This window comes from Swingsia samuiensis (assembly GCF_006542355.1).
In the GTDB taxonomy this organism is placed as follows: domain Bacteria; phylum Pseudomonadota; class Alphaproteobacteria; order Acetobacterales; family Acetobacteraceae; genus Gluconobacter; species Gluconobacter samuiensis.
In genome coordinates, this window is sequence record NZ_CP038141.1 from 671,779 (window position 1) to 686,856 (window position 15,078).

General features: G+C 42.0%; 12 protein-coding genes. 4 read left to right on the forward strand and 8 right to left on the reverse strand.

Going from position 1 to position 15,078, the window contains the following annotated elements; all coding sequences use genetic code 11:
• The first annotated feature begins 113 nt into the window (after positions 1-113).
• A complete protein-coding gene (locus tag E3D00_RS03115; protein ID WP_141459864.1) occupies positions 114-1,469 on the forward strand; it encodes a glycosyltransferase in 1,356 nt (451 codons plus the stop codon).
• 15 nt (positions 1,470-1,484) lie between these two features.
• Here the strand turns inward: E3D00_RS03115 and E3D00_RS03120 are convergent, their stop codons facing one another.
• The 5 genes from E3D00_RS03120 to E3D00_RS03140 form a co-directional block, all read right to left on the reverse strand.
• On the reverse strand, positions 1,485-1,961 hold the full coding sequence (locus tag E3D00_RS03120; RefSeq protein ID WP_141459866.1) for a flavin reductase family protein: 477 nt from the start codon (positions 1,959-1,961) through the stop codon (positions 1,485-1,487).
• A 141-nt stretch (positions 1,962-2,102) separates the two neighbouring features.
• Positions 2,103-2,942, reverse strand: coding sequence for an aldo/keto reductase (locus tag E3D00_RS03125; protein ID WP_141459868.1), 840 nt, complete (start codon positions 2,940-2,942; stop codon positions 2,103-2,105).
• 89 nt (positions 2,943-3,031) lie between these two features.
• Entirely contained in the window at positions 3,032-3,205 is a 174-nt protein-coding gene (locus E3D00_RS03130) for a YqaE/Pmp3 family membrane protein (protein ID WP_141459869.1), read from the reverse strand.
• Between the two features lie 78 nt (positions 3,206-3,283).
• Positions 3,284-4,729 (reverse strand): glucoamylase family protein, encoded by a 1,446-nt coding sequence (locus E3D00_RS03135; protein WP_246091483.1) that lies wholly within the window; start codon positions 4,727-4,729, stop codon positions 3,284-3,286.
• A 196-nt stretch (positions 4,730-4,925) separates the two neighbouring features.
• A complete protein-coding gene (locus E3D00_RS03140; protein WP_246091484.1) occupies positions 4,926-5,192 on the reverse strand; it encodes a YiaA/YiaB family inner membrane protein in 267 nt (88 codons plus the stop codon).
• A gap of 110 nt (positions 5,193-5,302) precedes the next feature.
• Here E3D00_RS03140 and E3D00_RS03145 point away from each other — a divergent pair, with 110 nt between their 5' ends.
• Positions 5,303-5,890 (forward strand): TetR/AcrR family transcriptional regulator, encoded by a 588-nt coding sequence (locus tag E3D00_RS03145; protein WP_141459871.1) that lies wholly within the window; start codon positions 5,303-5,305, stop codon positions 5,888-5,890.
• 61 nt (positions 5,891-5,951) lie between these two features.
• Here the strand turns inward: E3D00_RS03145 and E3D00_RS03150 are convergent, their stop codons facing one another.
• The 3 genes from E3D00_RS03150 to E3D00_RS03160 all read right to left on the reverse strand — a co-directional run bounded on the left by E3D00_RS03150 (position 5,952) and on the right by E3D00_RS03160 (position 12,349).
• Positions 5,952-8,525 (reverse strand): mechanosensitive ion channel domain-containing protein, encoded by a 2,574-nt coding sequence (locus tag E3D00_RS03150; protein WP_141459873.1) that lies wholly within the window; start codon positions 8,523-8,525, stop codon positions 5,952-5,954.
• Positions 8,526-8,668: 143 nt separating this feature from the next.
• Positions 8,669-9,793: a CDP-glycerol glycerophosphotransferase family protein gene (locus tag E3D00_RS03155; RefSeq protein ID WP_141459875.1), complete on the reverse strand. Its 1,125-nt coding sequence runs from the start codon at positions 9,791-9,793 to the stop codon at positions 8,669-8,671.
• 192 nt (positions 9,794-9,985) lie between these two features.
• Positions 9,986-12,349: a TonB-dependent receptor gene (locus E3D00_RS03160; RefSeq protein WP_141459877.1), complete on the reverse strand. Its 2,364-nt coding sequence runs from the start codon at positions 12,347-12,349 to the stop codon at positions 9,986-9,988.
• 251 nt (positions 12,350-12,600) lie between these two features.
• Here E3D00_RS03160 and E3D00_RS03165 point away from each other — a divergent pair, with 251 nt between their 5' ends.
• Together E3D00_RS03165 and E3D00_RS03170 are read left to right on the forward strand one after the other, a co-directional pair.
• Positions 12,601-13,296 carry a hypothetical protein gene (locus E3D00_RS03165; protein WP_141459879.1) on the forward strand — a complete coding sequence of 232 codons (696 nt, stop codon included), beginning with the start codon at positions 12,601-12,603 and terminating at the stop codon, positions 13,294-13,296.
• A gap of 2 nt (positions 13,297-13,298) precedes the next feature.
• Positions 13,299-15,056: a ShlB/FhaC/HecB family hemolysin secretion/activation protein gene (locus E3D00_RS03170; protein WP_141459881.1), complete on the forward strand. Its 1,758-nt coding sequence runs from the start codon at positions 13,299-13,301 to the stop codon at positions 15,054-15,056.
• The last annotated feature ends 22 nt before the right edge of the window (positions 15,057-15,078 follow it).

Consider the following 15,078-nt stretch of genomic DNA (forward strand, 5'->3'; position numbering starts at 1 on the left):
CTTTGTGTGACGAATATTATAATGATTATCATTCTCAATACAACCTTCTTCTTGACGAGGCTGTCATATTTTACGCAATATCCCCCAGCTTTAATAAAGGTAAGCTCATCGCGATGGAAAATATAAATCCTATACCATATTTTACTTTGTTAGATTATCACCAAGAAACCCTTTATTACGATATAACCAATGAAACCATCGCTCGAAGCAGTGGACTTTTTCCTTCTGAAAATATCCTTCCTATTTACTACGACAGAAAATGTCTTTTCATTATAAAAAATGAGAATTATTTTCCTCTAACCCAGTTTAAAGTTATTCCTATCGATAGCCATAAAGTTGTCCTTCATCATAATGGTTATTTTGGCGCTGCAGAACCCCATACATGGGAGCTCATTTTTAACCGCTCAGAAATAGCTGGGTGGGAAATCTTCGAATGTGTCGAATATACCAAAAACAAATTCTCCGCGTCTTTGTTAGAGCATGCGTGGCTCTCAAAATTCAATTGGCAATTACATTCATCGGATAAGATCCATAAAACCCCAAATGGATTCTATATTTCAGACAAATACTACGACTTCATTGAAAACCAACATAATCTGAAAAAACTTTATACTGACACCACAAACCTTACGCTCTCTCGCGGCCTAATGGTTGATTCATATATCAAATATAACCCCCTCATATATTTTGTCGTTTTTGGAGATGAAGAACAAAAAGAACTCGCACGAGAAAGCATTCGATCCCTCATAAATATAGGGAACTATACAGGCGATATCTGCATCATTACCGACCGTCGTGATATGCACTCCATCATCCCTGATACATTCCCCGGGCAGCTCCATATTATTCATGATCATGCAAGCACGCGCATCGAGATGTGGCGCGCCCGCTATCACATCACAAAGTTTCCGCTTTTCGAGCAGTATCAGCCCATTTTATATCTGGATACGGACATCGTCTGTAACGATACAATTTTCCCTGTGCTTGAAGGGATCTTAACTTCATCCAAAGTTTGCGCTGGAACAGAAAATCATCCCGGCGTCATCATCATTCCTTCACGTTATACAGAAGCAGAATCTGTCGGAAGGTCGTTCTTCGCTCAAGAAGGCCAATATCCTAATATCGAATACGGCTTTAATTCAGGAATTATTGGTATTCCCAACCTTGCAGTCGCACGAACAGCTTTTGAAATGGTTGTAAGGATTATCACTCGTATGATTGTTACCGGCCAGACCGATGGTTGGGTCGATCAGGCTGTACTTAACTACGTAACGTATAAATTAGATTGTATTGATGAAGCGTTCTTGTCTCCACATGTCGCAGTCGGAACAGGGGATAATGTTTATCCCTATGTGACGGCGTCTAAACGCCCTACCCTTATCCATTTTTGGTCCACACACAAACACGAAAGATTACCACGCATCCAAAGCTATATTACAAGCACCATTCAAGAACGCGCAGAACAATAAGGTTACAACGTGCCTTTATTGGCACGTAAAACCTATCTTCCCTTGGAAATATAATAAGGGATCTTGTTCATTCAATTTGATCGAAAGCGGTTTGGCCATAAAGATCGCATGCGATCCACCCTGAAACGTCTCAACCAACTCACAATGCATCTGAACAAGAGCATCCCTGATAAAAGCGGTGCCGTCTTCTGCTCGTTCAACGTTTGGGGAGGAAAACTTATCCCCTTCACGTTTAGCAAAGAGCAAAGCTTCATCTTGATGGTCTTTATTTAAAATACTCAACCCAAAACGCTTTGCTTCTGACACGGCACGGTATGTCGAACTCGAACGATTTAAACAAACCAGAAATAATAATGGGTCTAGGGAAACTGAGCTAAAAGCACTAATCGTTGCCCCTTGCTCTCCTTCACTGCCTTTAGCCGTAACAACTGCGACACCCGTTGCAAACTGCGACATTGCATAACGAAAATCCTGCTCATTCGGTGTCGTCACAAAAACCTCTCTCAACTCAAATAATTTTATGCCGCGTTTTCTTAAAGCCAGACATACTTAAAAAGGCACAGTCATAGCTGTGCCTCTTCCTTAACCAAATTGGTACGACCCGACCAGAAGTCCAGCCCTCTTCTTCTCTTTTTAAAACTTAGCTGTATCTGGATGAGCCCCCATTCGCCCATCCGCTCTGTCCATTTGAGCAATGGCCTGCATATCTTCGCGTGACAACTCAAAATCAAAAATCGAAAAATTCTCTTTCAAACGCTCTTCATTAACAGTTTTAGGAATAACAATTAAATCATTCTGCACATGCCAACGCAAAACAACCTGTGCAGGGGTTTTCTTCACACGTTGAGCAATCCCGACCACGACAGGATTATCCAACACATTCCCTTTCCCTAAAGGACGCCAGGCTTCTGTGTAGATATGATGTTGTGTATTAAACGCTCTGACATCACGTTGCTGAAATGAGGGATGCACCTCAATCTGATTCACCACAGGGGCTACTCCAGTCGCATCCATAATCCGTTTTAAATGATCCGGCTGAAAGTTAGAAACCCCAATAGACTTAACGCGCCCTTCCTTCTTTAACTCAACAAGCGCTTTCCATGTTTCAACATACAGCCCTTGGTCAGGCATCGGCCAATGAATTAAATACAAATCCAAAATAGAGCGCCCTAATAGTTTGGTGCTCTTCTCATACGCTCTCAAAGTTTCATCATACCCCTGAGAATCATTCCAAACCTTGGAGGTCAGAAAAACGTCTGGACGGTCTTTTAAAGCCTCACCAACCGCTTGCTCATTTCGATAGAGATAGGCCGTATCCACCAAGCGATAGCCAATTTCTACCGCTTTACGCACAACCTGAGCGGTCTCGCTCTCAGGCATGCGCCACACACCCAAACCCAATTGAGGCATCTCATGGCCATCATTTAATACAATAACATTCTGCCCCTGTTTCGACAGAGATGAAACAGCCATAATAAATACCTCAAAACAATAATGCAGAGCCAAAGGTTCTATTAATTCAAGAACCTTTGGCTCTGCATTTCTATACCATTATACCAAAATTATGCTGGGTTCGCTTCTTTATACTTCATCAAGGCATACACAGCCCAAATAGCCGCAGGAATCCAACCAATGACAGTAACTTGTAAAATCAGGCAGAGAACACCTGCGAAGGGACGCCCAATCGTAAAGAACAGCAACCACGGAAGAATAATAGCCAACAAAACACGTAGCATAGAAACCCTGCCTTCTAAAAAAGATTAAGGGATAATTATATCAGTACAAAACAAATAACCAATCATCCCTCATATTAATTATCGTTTATGCGATAGCCACCCCCCTTGGAAGCCAGCTCGCATTAATCCGCTACGAACATATTTATTCTTTTTCATAACCTTCCAAACAAAACCATTCCGCCAATTTTCAATCATCAGCAAAATAGGCCCTTGATCGATGCCAAGTTGCTGGTTGGCCACCCAATAGTGACCATCCTTCTGAAAAGACGGATTAAACGAATCTAAAAATCCATACTGATTATAAATACGATCACCGTATTTTTGATGCATTTCACGCAGAGCAGGAATTACAATTTCAGGAGCAAAAGCAATAGACCCTCCTGCAGCCGTAGGAGCAAGAGTTCCATCATCTGAAATATAGTCTAATCCTGCACCACGCGCGGAATAGGACATATAATGCCGCATCTTACCATTATAGGACTGCTTCTCATCCCCCGGACCATCACACGCTGTTAAGCCCCAGATATTGGCTCCATAATCCTTCCAATCTCCAGGATTAGCCATCGCATATGCTCTTTGTGCGTAAACTGCGGCACGACTATTTTGGAAATAGTCCGTGTTATGAGCACGAGAAAAATCATCTTGAATGCCACGAAAATCAATCCACGATTCGCTATATTGGTGCCCAAAAAGAGGTGCGAAGTTCAAGAATTTATATCCCTGAAATTCTCCCCATTGATGAGCGTAAGAATCTGTCCAAGTCTTCCATGTATTTTGCGGCACAGCATTTGTGGGAGAGCCCATTGCCAGAAGATAAATAATCAAACCCTCATTATACCCTTTCCAATCGTTAGAAAGGTAATGATTAGGTGGCGTCCATCCCATGCTAAGGAAAGGATGATTAACACTCATCCAATTCCAATCAATTCGTCTATACAGGCGATCAGCAATCTGTCGAATTTCTTTCTCACGAGCATCATTACGCGTATAAAAAGACTGAGAAAACAAAACGCCACTCATAAAGAGTGCCGTATCAACACTCGATAATTCTGACCAGTCCGCTACGCGTAACCCCGTTTCTTGATCTAAGAAATGATAATAAAACCCTTTATATCCAGCGCTACCCATTGGCCGGTCATTTTGTGGCAGGCTTTCAATAAATTTTAATGTTTTAAGTGTTCTTTCTACTGCCTCGTTACGCGTAATATACCCACGCTCAACACCAATGCCATAAGCCGTTAGCCCAAAACCGACACTCGCAATACTTGCCGCCCCTTTAGGTAAGGGAGCACGATCAGGCACCAACCCTGTTTTGGAGTTTGCCGTATCCCAAAACCATCGAAATGTTTTATACTCCAAATCATTAATAAATTTCTTATCCGCCGCTGAAACCTTCGTGGGCTTCAGAAAGCTCCCCACTTTACGTTCTTGCGCCAATCCAGAATGAGAACCTAATAACATTCCACCAGCTGCAAGACTTAAAAGCATTGCTTTCATTCCAGCTTTAAGTCTTATCTGCGGCATAAAACCCCTTAAACTCAGTAATATTAATACGTGGACTATAGAATATTAGGCCCAAAATCCACATTTGCACGTACACAAAAAAGTTATTATCCCTTTAAATAATTTAATACGGTATCATAATATTATTTTTCTGGTTAAATTGTGTATGCTTTAATGATGAAAGGTTCCCATTTCTAGGAACCTGATTTTTATAAAATCAATTACCACGTTTTGAAACAGAGATTTGTTCAGCCTGATCACGCAGTGTTTTCGAAAGTGAAATCGAAGACTGAACAATAAAAAGTGCCGATAGCCCCAAATATGCGCGTAACCAACTTTGCATTGGCATGTAAAGGACGGCAGCCGCCATCGAAAAAATAGATATAAAAAAACATATCCAAGTAAACATGATCCAGCTTGAAGAATTTGTTACTGCGTTATTTGTACTCATTTTCATACCTTCTTTTTTTTGAACAATGTTCATTAAATAGAGAAATATCCTTCCCGTCAAGAAAGAAATGAACACCGTTCAAAAAAATTGCTTCGGAAGAATTTTTCTGGCACTCCAAAGCTTCATTTAAAAAGGAATCCCCCATGGGCCGTAAAGGACGAGATCCCAACGAACTTAAATTACTCATCACAGACGCCGCAGAAAGCATCATCACAGAACAGGGTCTTAAAGCCTGTACAGCACGCGCCATTACCTCCCGCGCAAAATGCGCCTTAGGGTCTTTAAGTTACCTTTTTAATGGTCTCGAAGCGGTTATTCTGGCTGTAAATGCGCGTACCCTACAAGAAATGGGCGCATATATGTTTAAACAAGCGGAATCTATTCACCATAAAACGACTCAAAACCGTTTAGAAGCGCTTGCTCTTGCTTATTTTCGATATGCACGTGATCATTTAAATCGTTGGGATGCCCTTTTTGCTCTTCGGCTAGAAGCACATGAAGAACTTCCTCCTGATTATCTTTCATTAAGAGATAACTTAATTACACGCATCACTACTCTTTTTTCCTCGGATCTAAAAACTACCCTCCCTCCAGATGAAGCTGCAATACTTGCACGAACCATGTATGAAGCTGTGCATGGGATTGTTATTCTTGGGCTTGATCGGCGCTTAGGTGGAAGCCATGATGACGTCGAATACAGAATAAAGACCCTCATTCAACGCATTGTTTAAATTCATAAAAAAAGCGCCCAAGGTAGGGCGCTTCTTATATCCCTTCATTTAAAGACGTTTTTTAATCGTCCTTTTTTTCGATTTTGATTTCCTCTTGAGCTTCACCTTGTTTATTTTCTTTTTTCACGAGGCTTTCCAAAGCAGGAATCTCAAGTGTCCTTGTCGGGAACGGCATATCAATGCCATGCTCTTCAAAATATTTCTTCATACGACGATAAAACTGGCGTTGCACAGGCCAACGACCATCTGGCGTTGTGGGCAACGTTCCTTTTACCGTCACAGAAGAATCATTTAATGAATCAACCCCACCTAATTGGAAGTCATCAATAATCAAGTGTTTAAAGTCCGGGTCTTCGCGTAATCCCGCAGTAATATCTCTAAACGCTTGAACAACAGCATCTGTATCTACTGAATACCCGACTTCAGCAACGATAAGCGCTCTTGCAAAATCACGGTTATAATTAACAATCTGGCTCAAAGAACTAAACGGAAAGATATTGATAGACCCGTCATTCGCACGAACATGAACCGTCCGCAAAGAGAGCTTATCAATCACGCCATAAGTTCCATTCAGCGTAACAGCATCTCCAACTGTCAGCGCGTTTTCCATCAACAAGAAAATACCACTAATAAAGTCCTGAACGAGTTTCTGAGATCCAAAACCCAAGGCTACACCAAAAATCGAAGCACTCGCCAATAGGGGAGCTGTATTAATCCCTAACTCCGAAAGTACTGTTAACCCAATAATCACAATAAGAATCGTCATCAAAATGATGCGGAACATTGGGTGCAATGTGCGCAAGCGCGCCACACGAGCGAACCCATCTGGTTCTTTCTTTATTTTCTCAACATGCCGCTCAATAAATATATTGGCTGCCTCCCAAACGATCATTCCCAGAATAACAGCAACAACAATCGTTGAAAGCGATGATAAAAGATGGATACCAATACTTCCATGCCCCAGCAGTTCCTTAACAGGAACTCCCCAAGCAATAGAAAAAACAACAACAGAGACAACGCCCATCACAAAAGAAACAGCACGACGGACTGCTGGACGATACCGTGAGAGCCTTTCTTTTGATTCATCATTAAGATCTAGCCAAATAGGAACAGCTTTAAATAAACGTTCCAAGCAGCCATAGGCCATAATACTCAGCAAGCGGATAATAATAACAGCAACACACGTCCACAAAAATAATGCTGCTATTTGCTCATACCCACCTCGGATCTCAGCGGCCCAAACAAGCCACAAGCCCAAATCAAAAAACAGGGCAGCAACCCACCAGAAATGACCCAAAAAGCGGATCAGCCCACTAAAGCGGCTGTGATCAGCAATACGGTTACACGCTTTTGATATAGGTCTACGAGCTTGCAAAATCATAACTGCAATCATGACATGCAATACGAGTGCCATGATTTTACCAAAGGCAATCACAACATTATCTGGCATCCCAAAAGTAGAGAATACAGACAATATGGAGTAACAAGTTCCAAAGGTAATCGCTAAACGACGAAGCCACACAAACCAAAAGCGAGCACCAGTATCCCCGACCATAGCCAAACGCAGCCATACTTGATCCGGGGAAAAAATGGCTCGCATCAAAGCAACAAAACCAAATGCTGCCACCCCACCAATCCAGGCGATGGCATCAAGTGCTTCTATCGTGTGCACATCACCATTTACATCGAAGGTTTGTATCAACAATGCCACAATTGGAAACAGGGCTATTGGGATAAGGTCTAAAATGAAACATCCCAGTGAAAATGGCAATCGAGAGAGTGCGAGCATTAACCGCACTAAAGATCCCTGATGCCGGAGCCGATCTGCCTGCTCTTGCTCAACGCGTTCTAAGCGCTCTGCTTCGGTTTCTACCTTTTCAGATGGCTGCTCTTTTTTAAGTAACTCATCATTTTGTTTCTCTTGAACTACATCCTGCTTTTCTTGCTCAAGGTCATCTTGTGCATCTTTTTTTACATCTTGCATCTTGCGATGCTCAGACAGCTCCTTGCGCAAATTATTTTGACGCGCCTTGTTTTCAATAATCTGCTTTGGACGTCGCAGCACAAGTTTCAAAAGAAAAGACGCTACCCCTCCTCCAACGACCAAAATTCCTATTCTGATCAAGATCTTAATTATTTCATTCTGAGCATCAGGAGTATCACGAACATATAGTAACCAAGGCCCTAAGGAACGAAAATTACCAATCGTTTTAATCAGAATCTGGCCTTCATGTTGAACGGTCTTGCCACCGACAACAAGGCTGCTTAATAACGCCTCACCCAAGTTCTGCTTAGCAGGTGCAGCACCCGGTGTAGCTTTTTTACCCGGGGCCAGCCCTTGCTGCTGGGCGGCACTAAGATTCTTTAATGTGGTAATAAATTCTTGGCGCTTCTTGTCATTATCTAAAACACCCAATAATTGCTGGGTCTGATCAGACGTTAAGCGTGGCGCTTGCTGAACACTTTTATGAGAATTATCGGCAGATACGTCCGCAAAACCTTTTTGAGGCACAGCCAATAAGCATAAACAAAGAAAAGCGAGCATAGCAGGAAAAATACTTCTTCTTTGCGATTGGTCGCTTTTGAAAACTTCTTGTTTTTCTCGAATAAGGCGAGAGCCCCAATTACGCTGCATTCCACATCTCCCCGAAGTATCCTACTTCAAATTGAATCATACCAAAATTGAACAAATATATAGTTTAACCGATACGCACGAAGCAGGACCTTGTTCCACATCGGTCACACGAAGTTAAATTTGCTTCTACGTGAGAAGCTTCATTATGCGCGTAAATATGCTAGAATAGCGGCTGTCGCTTCAGCCACTTTTCCTTCGTTAGAAGAAAAATCAAACGTATCTGCGATATATTCATATTGATCTTTTAAATATTTACTATGGTCTTCAAATGATCGATCTAGCTCGTGTGATAAATTATTTATATTCTCAATAACATTACCCAATTTCCAGAAACGATAATTCTTATCTTCTTCCCATTTTACATGATGAGCATTCAAAAACAGTGCAGGTCGCGGCTTAATCATAAACTCAGCAATCTGGCTGCTCACATCCCCCAAATAAAGATCAGAGTTCATCGTATAACTCATATCTATACTTTTCTGACTTCCTGGATCAATCAGAATATGCGGGTGTCCCGTGTATTGACTAATCAACCTCTCACCTTCTTTTCTTTGGTTATCAAAAAGACGGTAGTGAGGTGCAAAAATTAAATTATATTTATCCTGCTGAGCGAAGAACTGAATGATTTTTTCACCCAAAGCCGGCCATGATGACAATTTGCTTTTAAAATGCGGATTATATAAAATTGTTGGCCTATCATTATTGAAAAATTTTTCCCTTTGACATTCCATTTTCTTAACAATGTCAAACTTGGGATACACCCCTCGGTAATATTGCCCCGGCTTAATTGCGTTTTGTTCTAAAAGACGCTTTTCGACCTTTTCTCCTGAGATCAATACAAAATCAAACAAAGCAGTATCGCGCGCAAAGCCAATAGCTCGATCACCAGCCCCGTGCCTCGTCCAGATAAGCTTCGGTTTTTTAACACCCATACGCTTAAGATAGAGGGTTGTTCTTTCAGGAACTACAATCGCATTAAACCCCTGAAAATACCTTCTATTTAATAAGAGTGTTGTTAATTTCTCAAAAACTCCTGTTCCTTTCTGATCTATTACTCGGCGCAAGAGTTCAGGCATTGTGAATAATTTATATTTTACAGGGCATTCAGGATAAAAAGAGCCTAAAAATTGAGCATATTCAAGGTGCTTTTGCGTCATACACGCAATATGAATATCAACATCTGGATAATGAGCAGCCATCTCCATCGCAATTGGAAATGAATGTAACATCTGATGGGGTTGAGCAATGTAAGAAAAAAGAACTTTCATTGCCCTTATATAACTGGAAGATTTTTTAAAAAAAAGTGTTGGGCTATGAGTTTATAGCTAAGATTATTTCTTTTTTGTAATGCAAATTTTTCTTTACAAAACTAAGCCAAATAAAAAATACACAAAAAATCATCTTTACCCAGAATGAGGATAAACCTCATTCCTTATAGGTAAAGATAACTCTCACCTTCCTTAATATACGAACTCTAACTGACCAAGGAATGTTCGACCGGTAGATGGTGTCGCACGGTTAGCGAACAAGTTCTGATAATTGACCCGATTAGCCAAGTTATAACCATTCATTGACACCTTCCAATGCTGGTTAAAGTGATGCGAAATCACGGCATCAAAATCAAGATTAGCTGGTGCACGCATTGTATTAGCAACGTCTAGCCAAACATGTTGGCGCCATGTCACACCGCCACCGAAGGAAACGTTATAAACCTTGTTCGGAAACGCACTATAAACAGACCATAGCGTTGCCTGATTATGAGGCACATTCTGTATATTCTTACCCGTTGCTCCAGGCGTTGAAGAAGAGCGTGTCGAACTGTCATAAAGCGCATAGGTTGCCGTTACGTTCCAGCCCGGAAGGATTACCCCCCCAGCCGACAACTCGAGCCCTTGGTTCCGTTGTGTATCTGAAGAACCTGTTACACTTTGATCATTCGGATCCTGATACAGCGCATTCCCTTTATCCAAACGGAACAAAGATGCCGTAAAACCCATCCGATCATGAAACAAACTATATTTTGCTCCAATTTCATATAATTGAGATTTTTCTGGGCTTGCGAAGGAATTGGTGCCCGGACGGATAGGTACCGATCCATTTGTAACATACATACCCATTGGGGTCGTAGAGCTTGCCCATGTAAAGTAATATGTTTGATGTTCGTCCGGCGTTGCAATCAAACTTACATTGGGATTAAAGACATTAGAGACATCATGGAAATGTTTGTCAGGATATTTTGAAAGATCTCCTCCCTTAACATTATAACTTGTTTGCCAACGATCCCAACGGAAGCCGCCTTTAACAGACAACCACTTTACGAGCCAAATCTGATCGTAAAAGAACATGCCGGTATCAAACCCATATCCATTACTATTGGACTTCGCACCAATCCCCGGCAAATTCACCAGACCGCTAGGATTTTGCTGCCCATAAACCAAATTTAGATTTCCCACATTGGGGTTGGGATTCACCAAGCTTGCATAAGGGGTAGCCTTTAAATAGGTCTTTTGTGCCCGAACATCACTTACACGCTCCAAATCAAAGCCTGTAACAACCTGATGTCTTAAAAAGCCCGTTTTGAAGTCCGCAACCATCGACCCCACATTTTGTACGGACCAACTTCTTTGTTCGTAAGGAAGCGGAGCCATGAAGGTTCCTGGACCAGTTCCTTTTCCAGCCCCTGCAGAACCTGACCGGGCGACGAGAGCTTTGTTCGGATCTCCCAAGAAATAATTATTAACACAAGTGGCATCACAATTGGTCTTAGAGGCACCAAATGTTCGGTAATATTCTCCACCTCTCAGATCATCATAAAACTTGATGTGTTTATTCAGATTATAAGAAAACCGGGCTGTTTCCATATTATCATTCGTCGCATTCTGGTCATTTTCTGTCCCATACCAGTTTGTCCGACGCACACCATATTCCGTAATGGGTTGCCCATAAGCTGCACCAGGTTTCTTCACCACTGGAACACCATAATCAGGAATGGAGTTCTCTTGCTGGTGCATATACTGCAACACTAATGTCGCTTTTTTTCCCAAGCCAAAAGTCAATGACGGAGCAATTCCCCACCGGTGAGAATAAAGATAATCACGCCCAACCAAATTATGTTCGTCCCCCATTCCGGTAATACGGAAAGCGGTCGAATCTCCTAGTCTTTTATTAAAATCTAACGTTCCACGATAATAGCTCCCCGAACCACCGGAGAACTCAGCAGAATAGCGGTCTTTCAATGTTGGTGCCTTTGTTACCATATTTATGGCACCGCCCGTTGTTCCATTCCCAAAAACTTCAGAAGACGGCCCCTTGATAACGGAAACAGTATCTAAATTAAATGAATCACGTGAATAAACACCAAAATCTCTCAACCCATCTTCATACATATCATTCTGGGCAGGGAAACCACGAATAAGGAATTGGTCTCCATTCATTCCTCCCGCACCCTCACCAATCGAAGTGGTCACTCCGGGTACGTTACGTAATGCTTCATCCAGAGACTTTACATTCTGTTGCTGCATCAGCTCATGCGGCACAACATTAATATTTTGAGGGGTATGCATCACATCTTGCGGCATCCGAGAAAATCCCAAGTCCTGATGCATAGTATTAAACATATGCCCATGAACGGTCATTTTCTCAACATGCGTGGCATCAACACTTTGCTGTTGGTTATGATGATCCGCAGCATCTGTTTTCTGTTGTGCCTTTTTATCTTTCTCTTTCTTCTGCTCAGACATACTCGCAGCATATGTCTGAGCAGAAACGAGAAAGGTTCCAGCAATTGTCAACGGAGTTATATAATTCCGAACAAAGCGTGTCATGAAGGCCTCAGCAAACTAAGAAGATACAAAAATAATTGGTTTTTTGTTCTTAGTTTTAATGAGAATTATTTGCAACAACTTTCACGCATTAATTTGTTCAGCATATAAAAAAACAGCATAACTTATTGAAAAAATAAAATTTTTTGTTGATTCGCACAGATTTAGAAACATTATGTCAAATGATGCGTTGCCATAAACACACGTAAATCTGGTTTTATCTTTTGCTTACCACAGAGGAATAAACAACCAATATGCTTACATGTGGCCTTCCAAAATATTGCCTTGCAATGGCCCTTATTCTGGAATCGATAAGCTTTTCCTCATCAAAGAGCTACGCACAAGATGCGTCAGCAGCAATCATGCAAGCCACAATGTACGCACCAGGCGCACGAAGCTCAGCATCGGCCAATGGTGTGCTTGATGGAGTTATTGGTGAACATCCACAAAAAATAAAGAAAACAATCCAATCTCACGGTAAATATTATTATATAACCAACGAGGGAAAAGTATTAGACGAAAAAGAGAAAGAAAAATATAATAATATTCAAAACTCTAAATATGGTAATTACAACACAATATCTCAAAGAAGGCATAGTGTAAATCAAAACGGGAAGCTTGAGCCTGTTTTTATTGGTGTTATGGATATTAAAACCATGAACATCAAAAGCCTTCATTACCCCGGCTGCCAAGGAAAATTGCAACCAATCATGAACTCGTCCGTTGGCCCTGTAGGTGTATTTATCGTCCCAGAAATATGCCTTTCTAAAAACCCGAATGAGGACACACTAGTTCATGTTGCGGCACAGACTTTAGCAAAAAACAACGGAAATCTTTACGGAATGGCAGGCAATCATGCCCAGATACGCTCTGCCAATTATGCCGTTCCTCTACCGGGGAATAGTGCAATCCTATTGTCGAATACTCCATCTCAAAGCAAGAGCCCTTAACCTTGAGATTTAAACACGCAGCGACCTCAATATTATTATTTACCCTCGTTACCCATAAACAAGCACAGGCACAGGCTGTTTTTCCTTTCCAATCTACTCCCAACATTACGCCTTCCCCAAATGTCTTTTCTAAACCTTCGCTTGAAAATAACCCTGTCAGCCCACCACCCCCTCAATCTGAAATCCCTTCGATTGATGACTCAACCAATACAAAAGAAATTATTCACAGTCTAAAAAAAGTCATCGTCGCTTTTACAAGTAAAAATCAGGACCTCTCACATCCCCTCCCCGGGACAGAGCTGGATATGACTTCCGCCGTAAAACCTTTTATCGGCCGCCCCCTCACTGCCCAAACACTGGACTTAATCATCAAACGCGTTAATGCAGCATGTCGAACTCTCGATAAGCCTTTCGTCTATGCTTATATTCCACCTCAAAAAATTGTTGATGGTGAACTACACGTTCTTTTACGCCAATATGAAATCGGCAATATCACCATTACAGGGAATCGTTGGTTTTCAAAGGATCTCATACGCTATGAAAGCGGTTTGCGTTCAGGCGCAACCCCAAGCCTGAGCGCCTTACAGTCCGATGTAGACTGGCTCAATCGTAGTCCGTTCCGTTCCTCTGAGATTATCTTTTCACCCGGTCAGGAAACCGGCAAAACAAATGCTGATATTTACGTTTCCGACCGTCTGCCACTGTACTTTTTTTCCAGCGTCAACAACCAAAATGACCCTACAATTGGCCGAACAGGATGGGCTGTCGGTGGCTCATGGGGAAATGCCTTCAACCTTGATCAGATTATTACCTATCAATACAGCCGCACAACCACAGACCGTAATTTTAACCACGCCGCCGCTTGGCAAATCCCAATTACTTCTCGCAATTCAATCATCATTTTTGGTAACTATGCCAAATCTCACCCTATAGCCCCGCCCGGCGTGGATTACCAAAACTATGGTGGCGGTGCTTCCGTCTCCTTTCGCTGGCAACACATGTTGCAGCACTGGGCAATTGGTTCTCATTTTGGGTTAGATGGCAACATTCAACTAGGATATGACTGGAAAAATGCTAACTCTTATCAAAAGAAAGGTGAATATGCGTTAACGATTGGTAATGCTGATACTAACCAGTTCCTTTTCATTTATTCTGGCTCCCTGCAGGATCCTTTTGGCAAGACCGAATTTAGCAATCAAATGGTTTACGGCCCGGGAGGAATGACACGCCGCAATAATCGCGCTGCCTATCAAACCATTTCTCTTGGAGCCAGCCCTAATTATTTCTATGATCGATTAACTTTGAGCCGTTCTATTGATTTATGGTGGAAAACCAAACTCAATTTAAAGGTAATCCACCAATCTGCGAACAAAAACCTTCTTTACTCTGAGCAGCAGATGCTCGGTGGTATTGGTTCAGTACGTGGCTACTATATTTCGACCTCTTTTGGGAGCCACGCCAACGTATTCAATGCTGAATGGGCAACATCCACCTTCTCAATCGGTCACGCTCTCAATTGGAAATACTTACATGATGAAACATCTGTCGCTTTTTTCTGGGATTACGGAAACAACAGGCAAATCAAACAAGTTGTCCAAGGGATTCATTCGGTTACCCTCTCCAGTATTGGGCTAACCACCACCAGCAAACTCACCCATCATCTCAACAGCACACTTGATGTAGGATGGAGGCTGCGTCGCGCCCGTAGCATTGGCTCCAAAGGTGCTGTTGTCGAATATAATCTCGTCGCTGGTTTTTAAATAAGAAGCTCTACTCGCCGTC

Excerpts from the sequence above, each read along its gene's own strand:
- E3D00_RS03115 (WP_141459864.1), top strand. The coding sequence starts at position 114 with ATGGAAAATATAAATCCTATACCATATTTTACTTTGTTAGATTATCAC.
- E3D00_RS03125 (WP_141459868.1), bottom strand. The coding sequence starts at position 2,942 with ATGGCTGTTTCATCTCTGTCGAAACAGGGGCAGAATGTTATTGTATTA.
- E3D00_RS03130 (WP_141459869.1), bottom strand. The coding sequence starts at position 3,205 with ATGCTACGTGTTTTGTTGGCTATTATTCTTCCGTGGTTGCTGTTCTTT.
- E3D00_RS03135 (WP_246091483.1), bottom strand. The coding sequence starts at position 4,729 with ATGCCGCAGATAAGACTTAAAGCTGGAATGAAAGCAATGCTTTTAAGT.
- E3D00_RS03140 (WP_246091484.1), bottom strand. The coding sequence starts at position 5,192 with ATGAACATTGTTCAAAAAAAAGAAGGTATGAAAATGAGTACAAATAAC.
- E3D00_RS03145 (WP_141459871.1), top strand. The coding sequence starts at position 5,303 with ATGGGCCGTAAAGGACGAGATCCCAACGAACTTAAATTACTCATCACA.
- E3D00_RS03150 (WP_141459873.1), bottom strand. The coding sequence starts at position 8,525 with ATGCAGCGTAATTGGGGCTCTCGCCTTATTCGAGAAAAACAAGAAGTT.
- E3D00_RS03155 (WP_141459875.1), bottom strand. The coding sequence starts at position 9,793 with ATGAAAGTTCTTTTTTCTTACATTGCTCAACCCCATCAGATGTTACAT.
- E3D00_RS03160 (WP_141459877.1), bottom strand. The coding sequence starts at position 12,349 with ATGACACGCTTTGTTCGGAATTATATAACTCCGTTGACAATTGCTGGA.
- E3D00_RS03165 (WP_141459879.1), top strand. The coding sequence starts at position 12,601 with ATGCTTACATGTGGCCTTCCAAAATATTGCCTTGCAATGGCCCTTATT.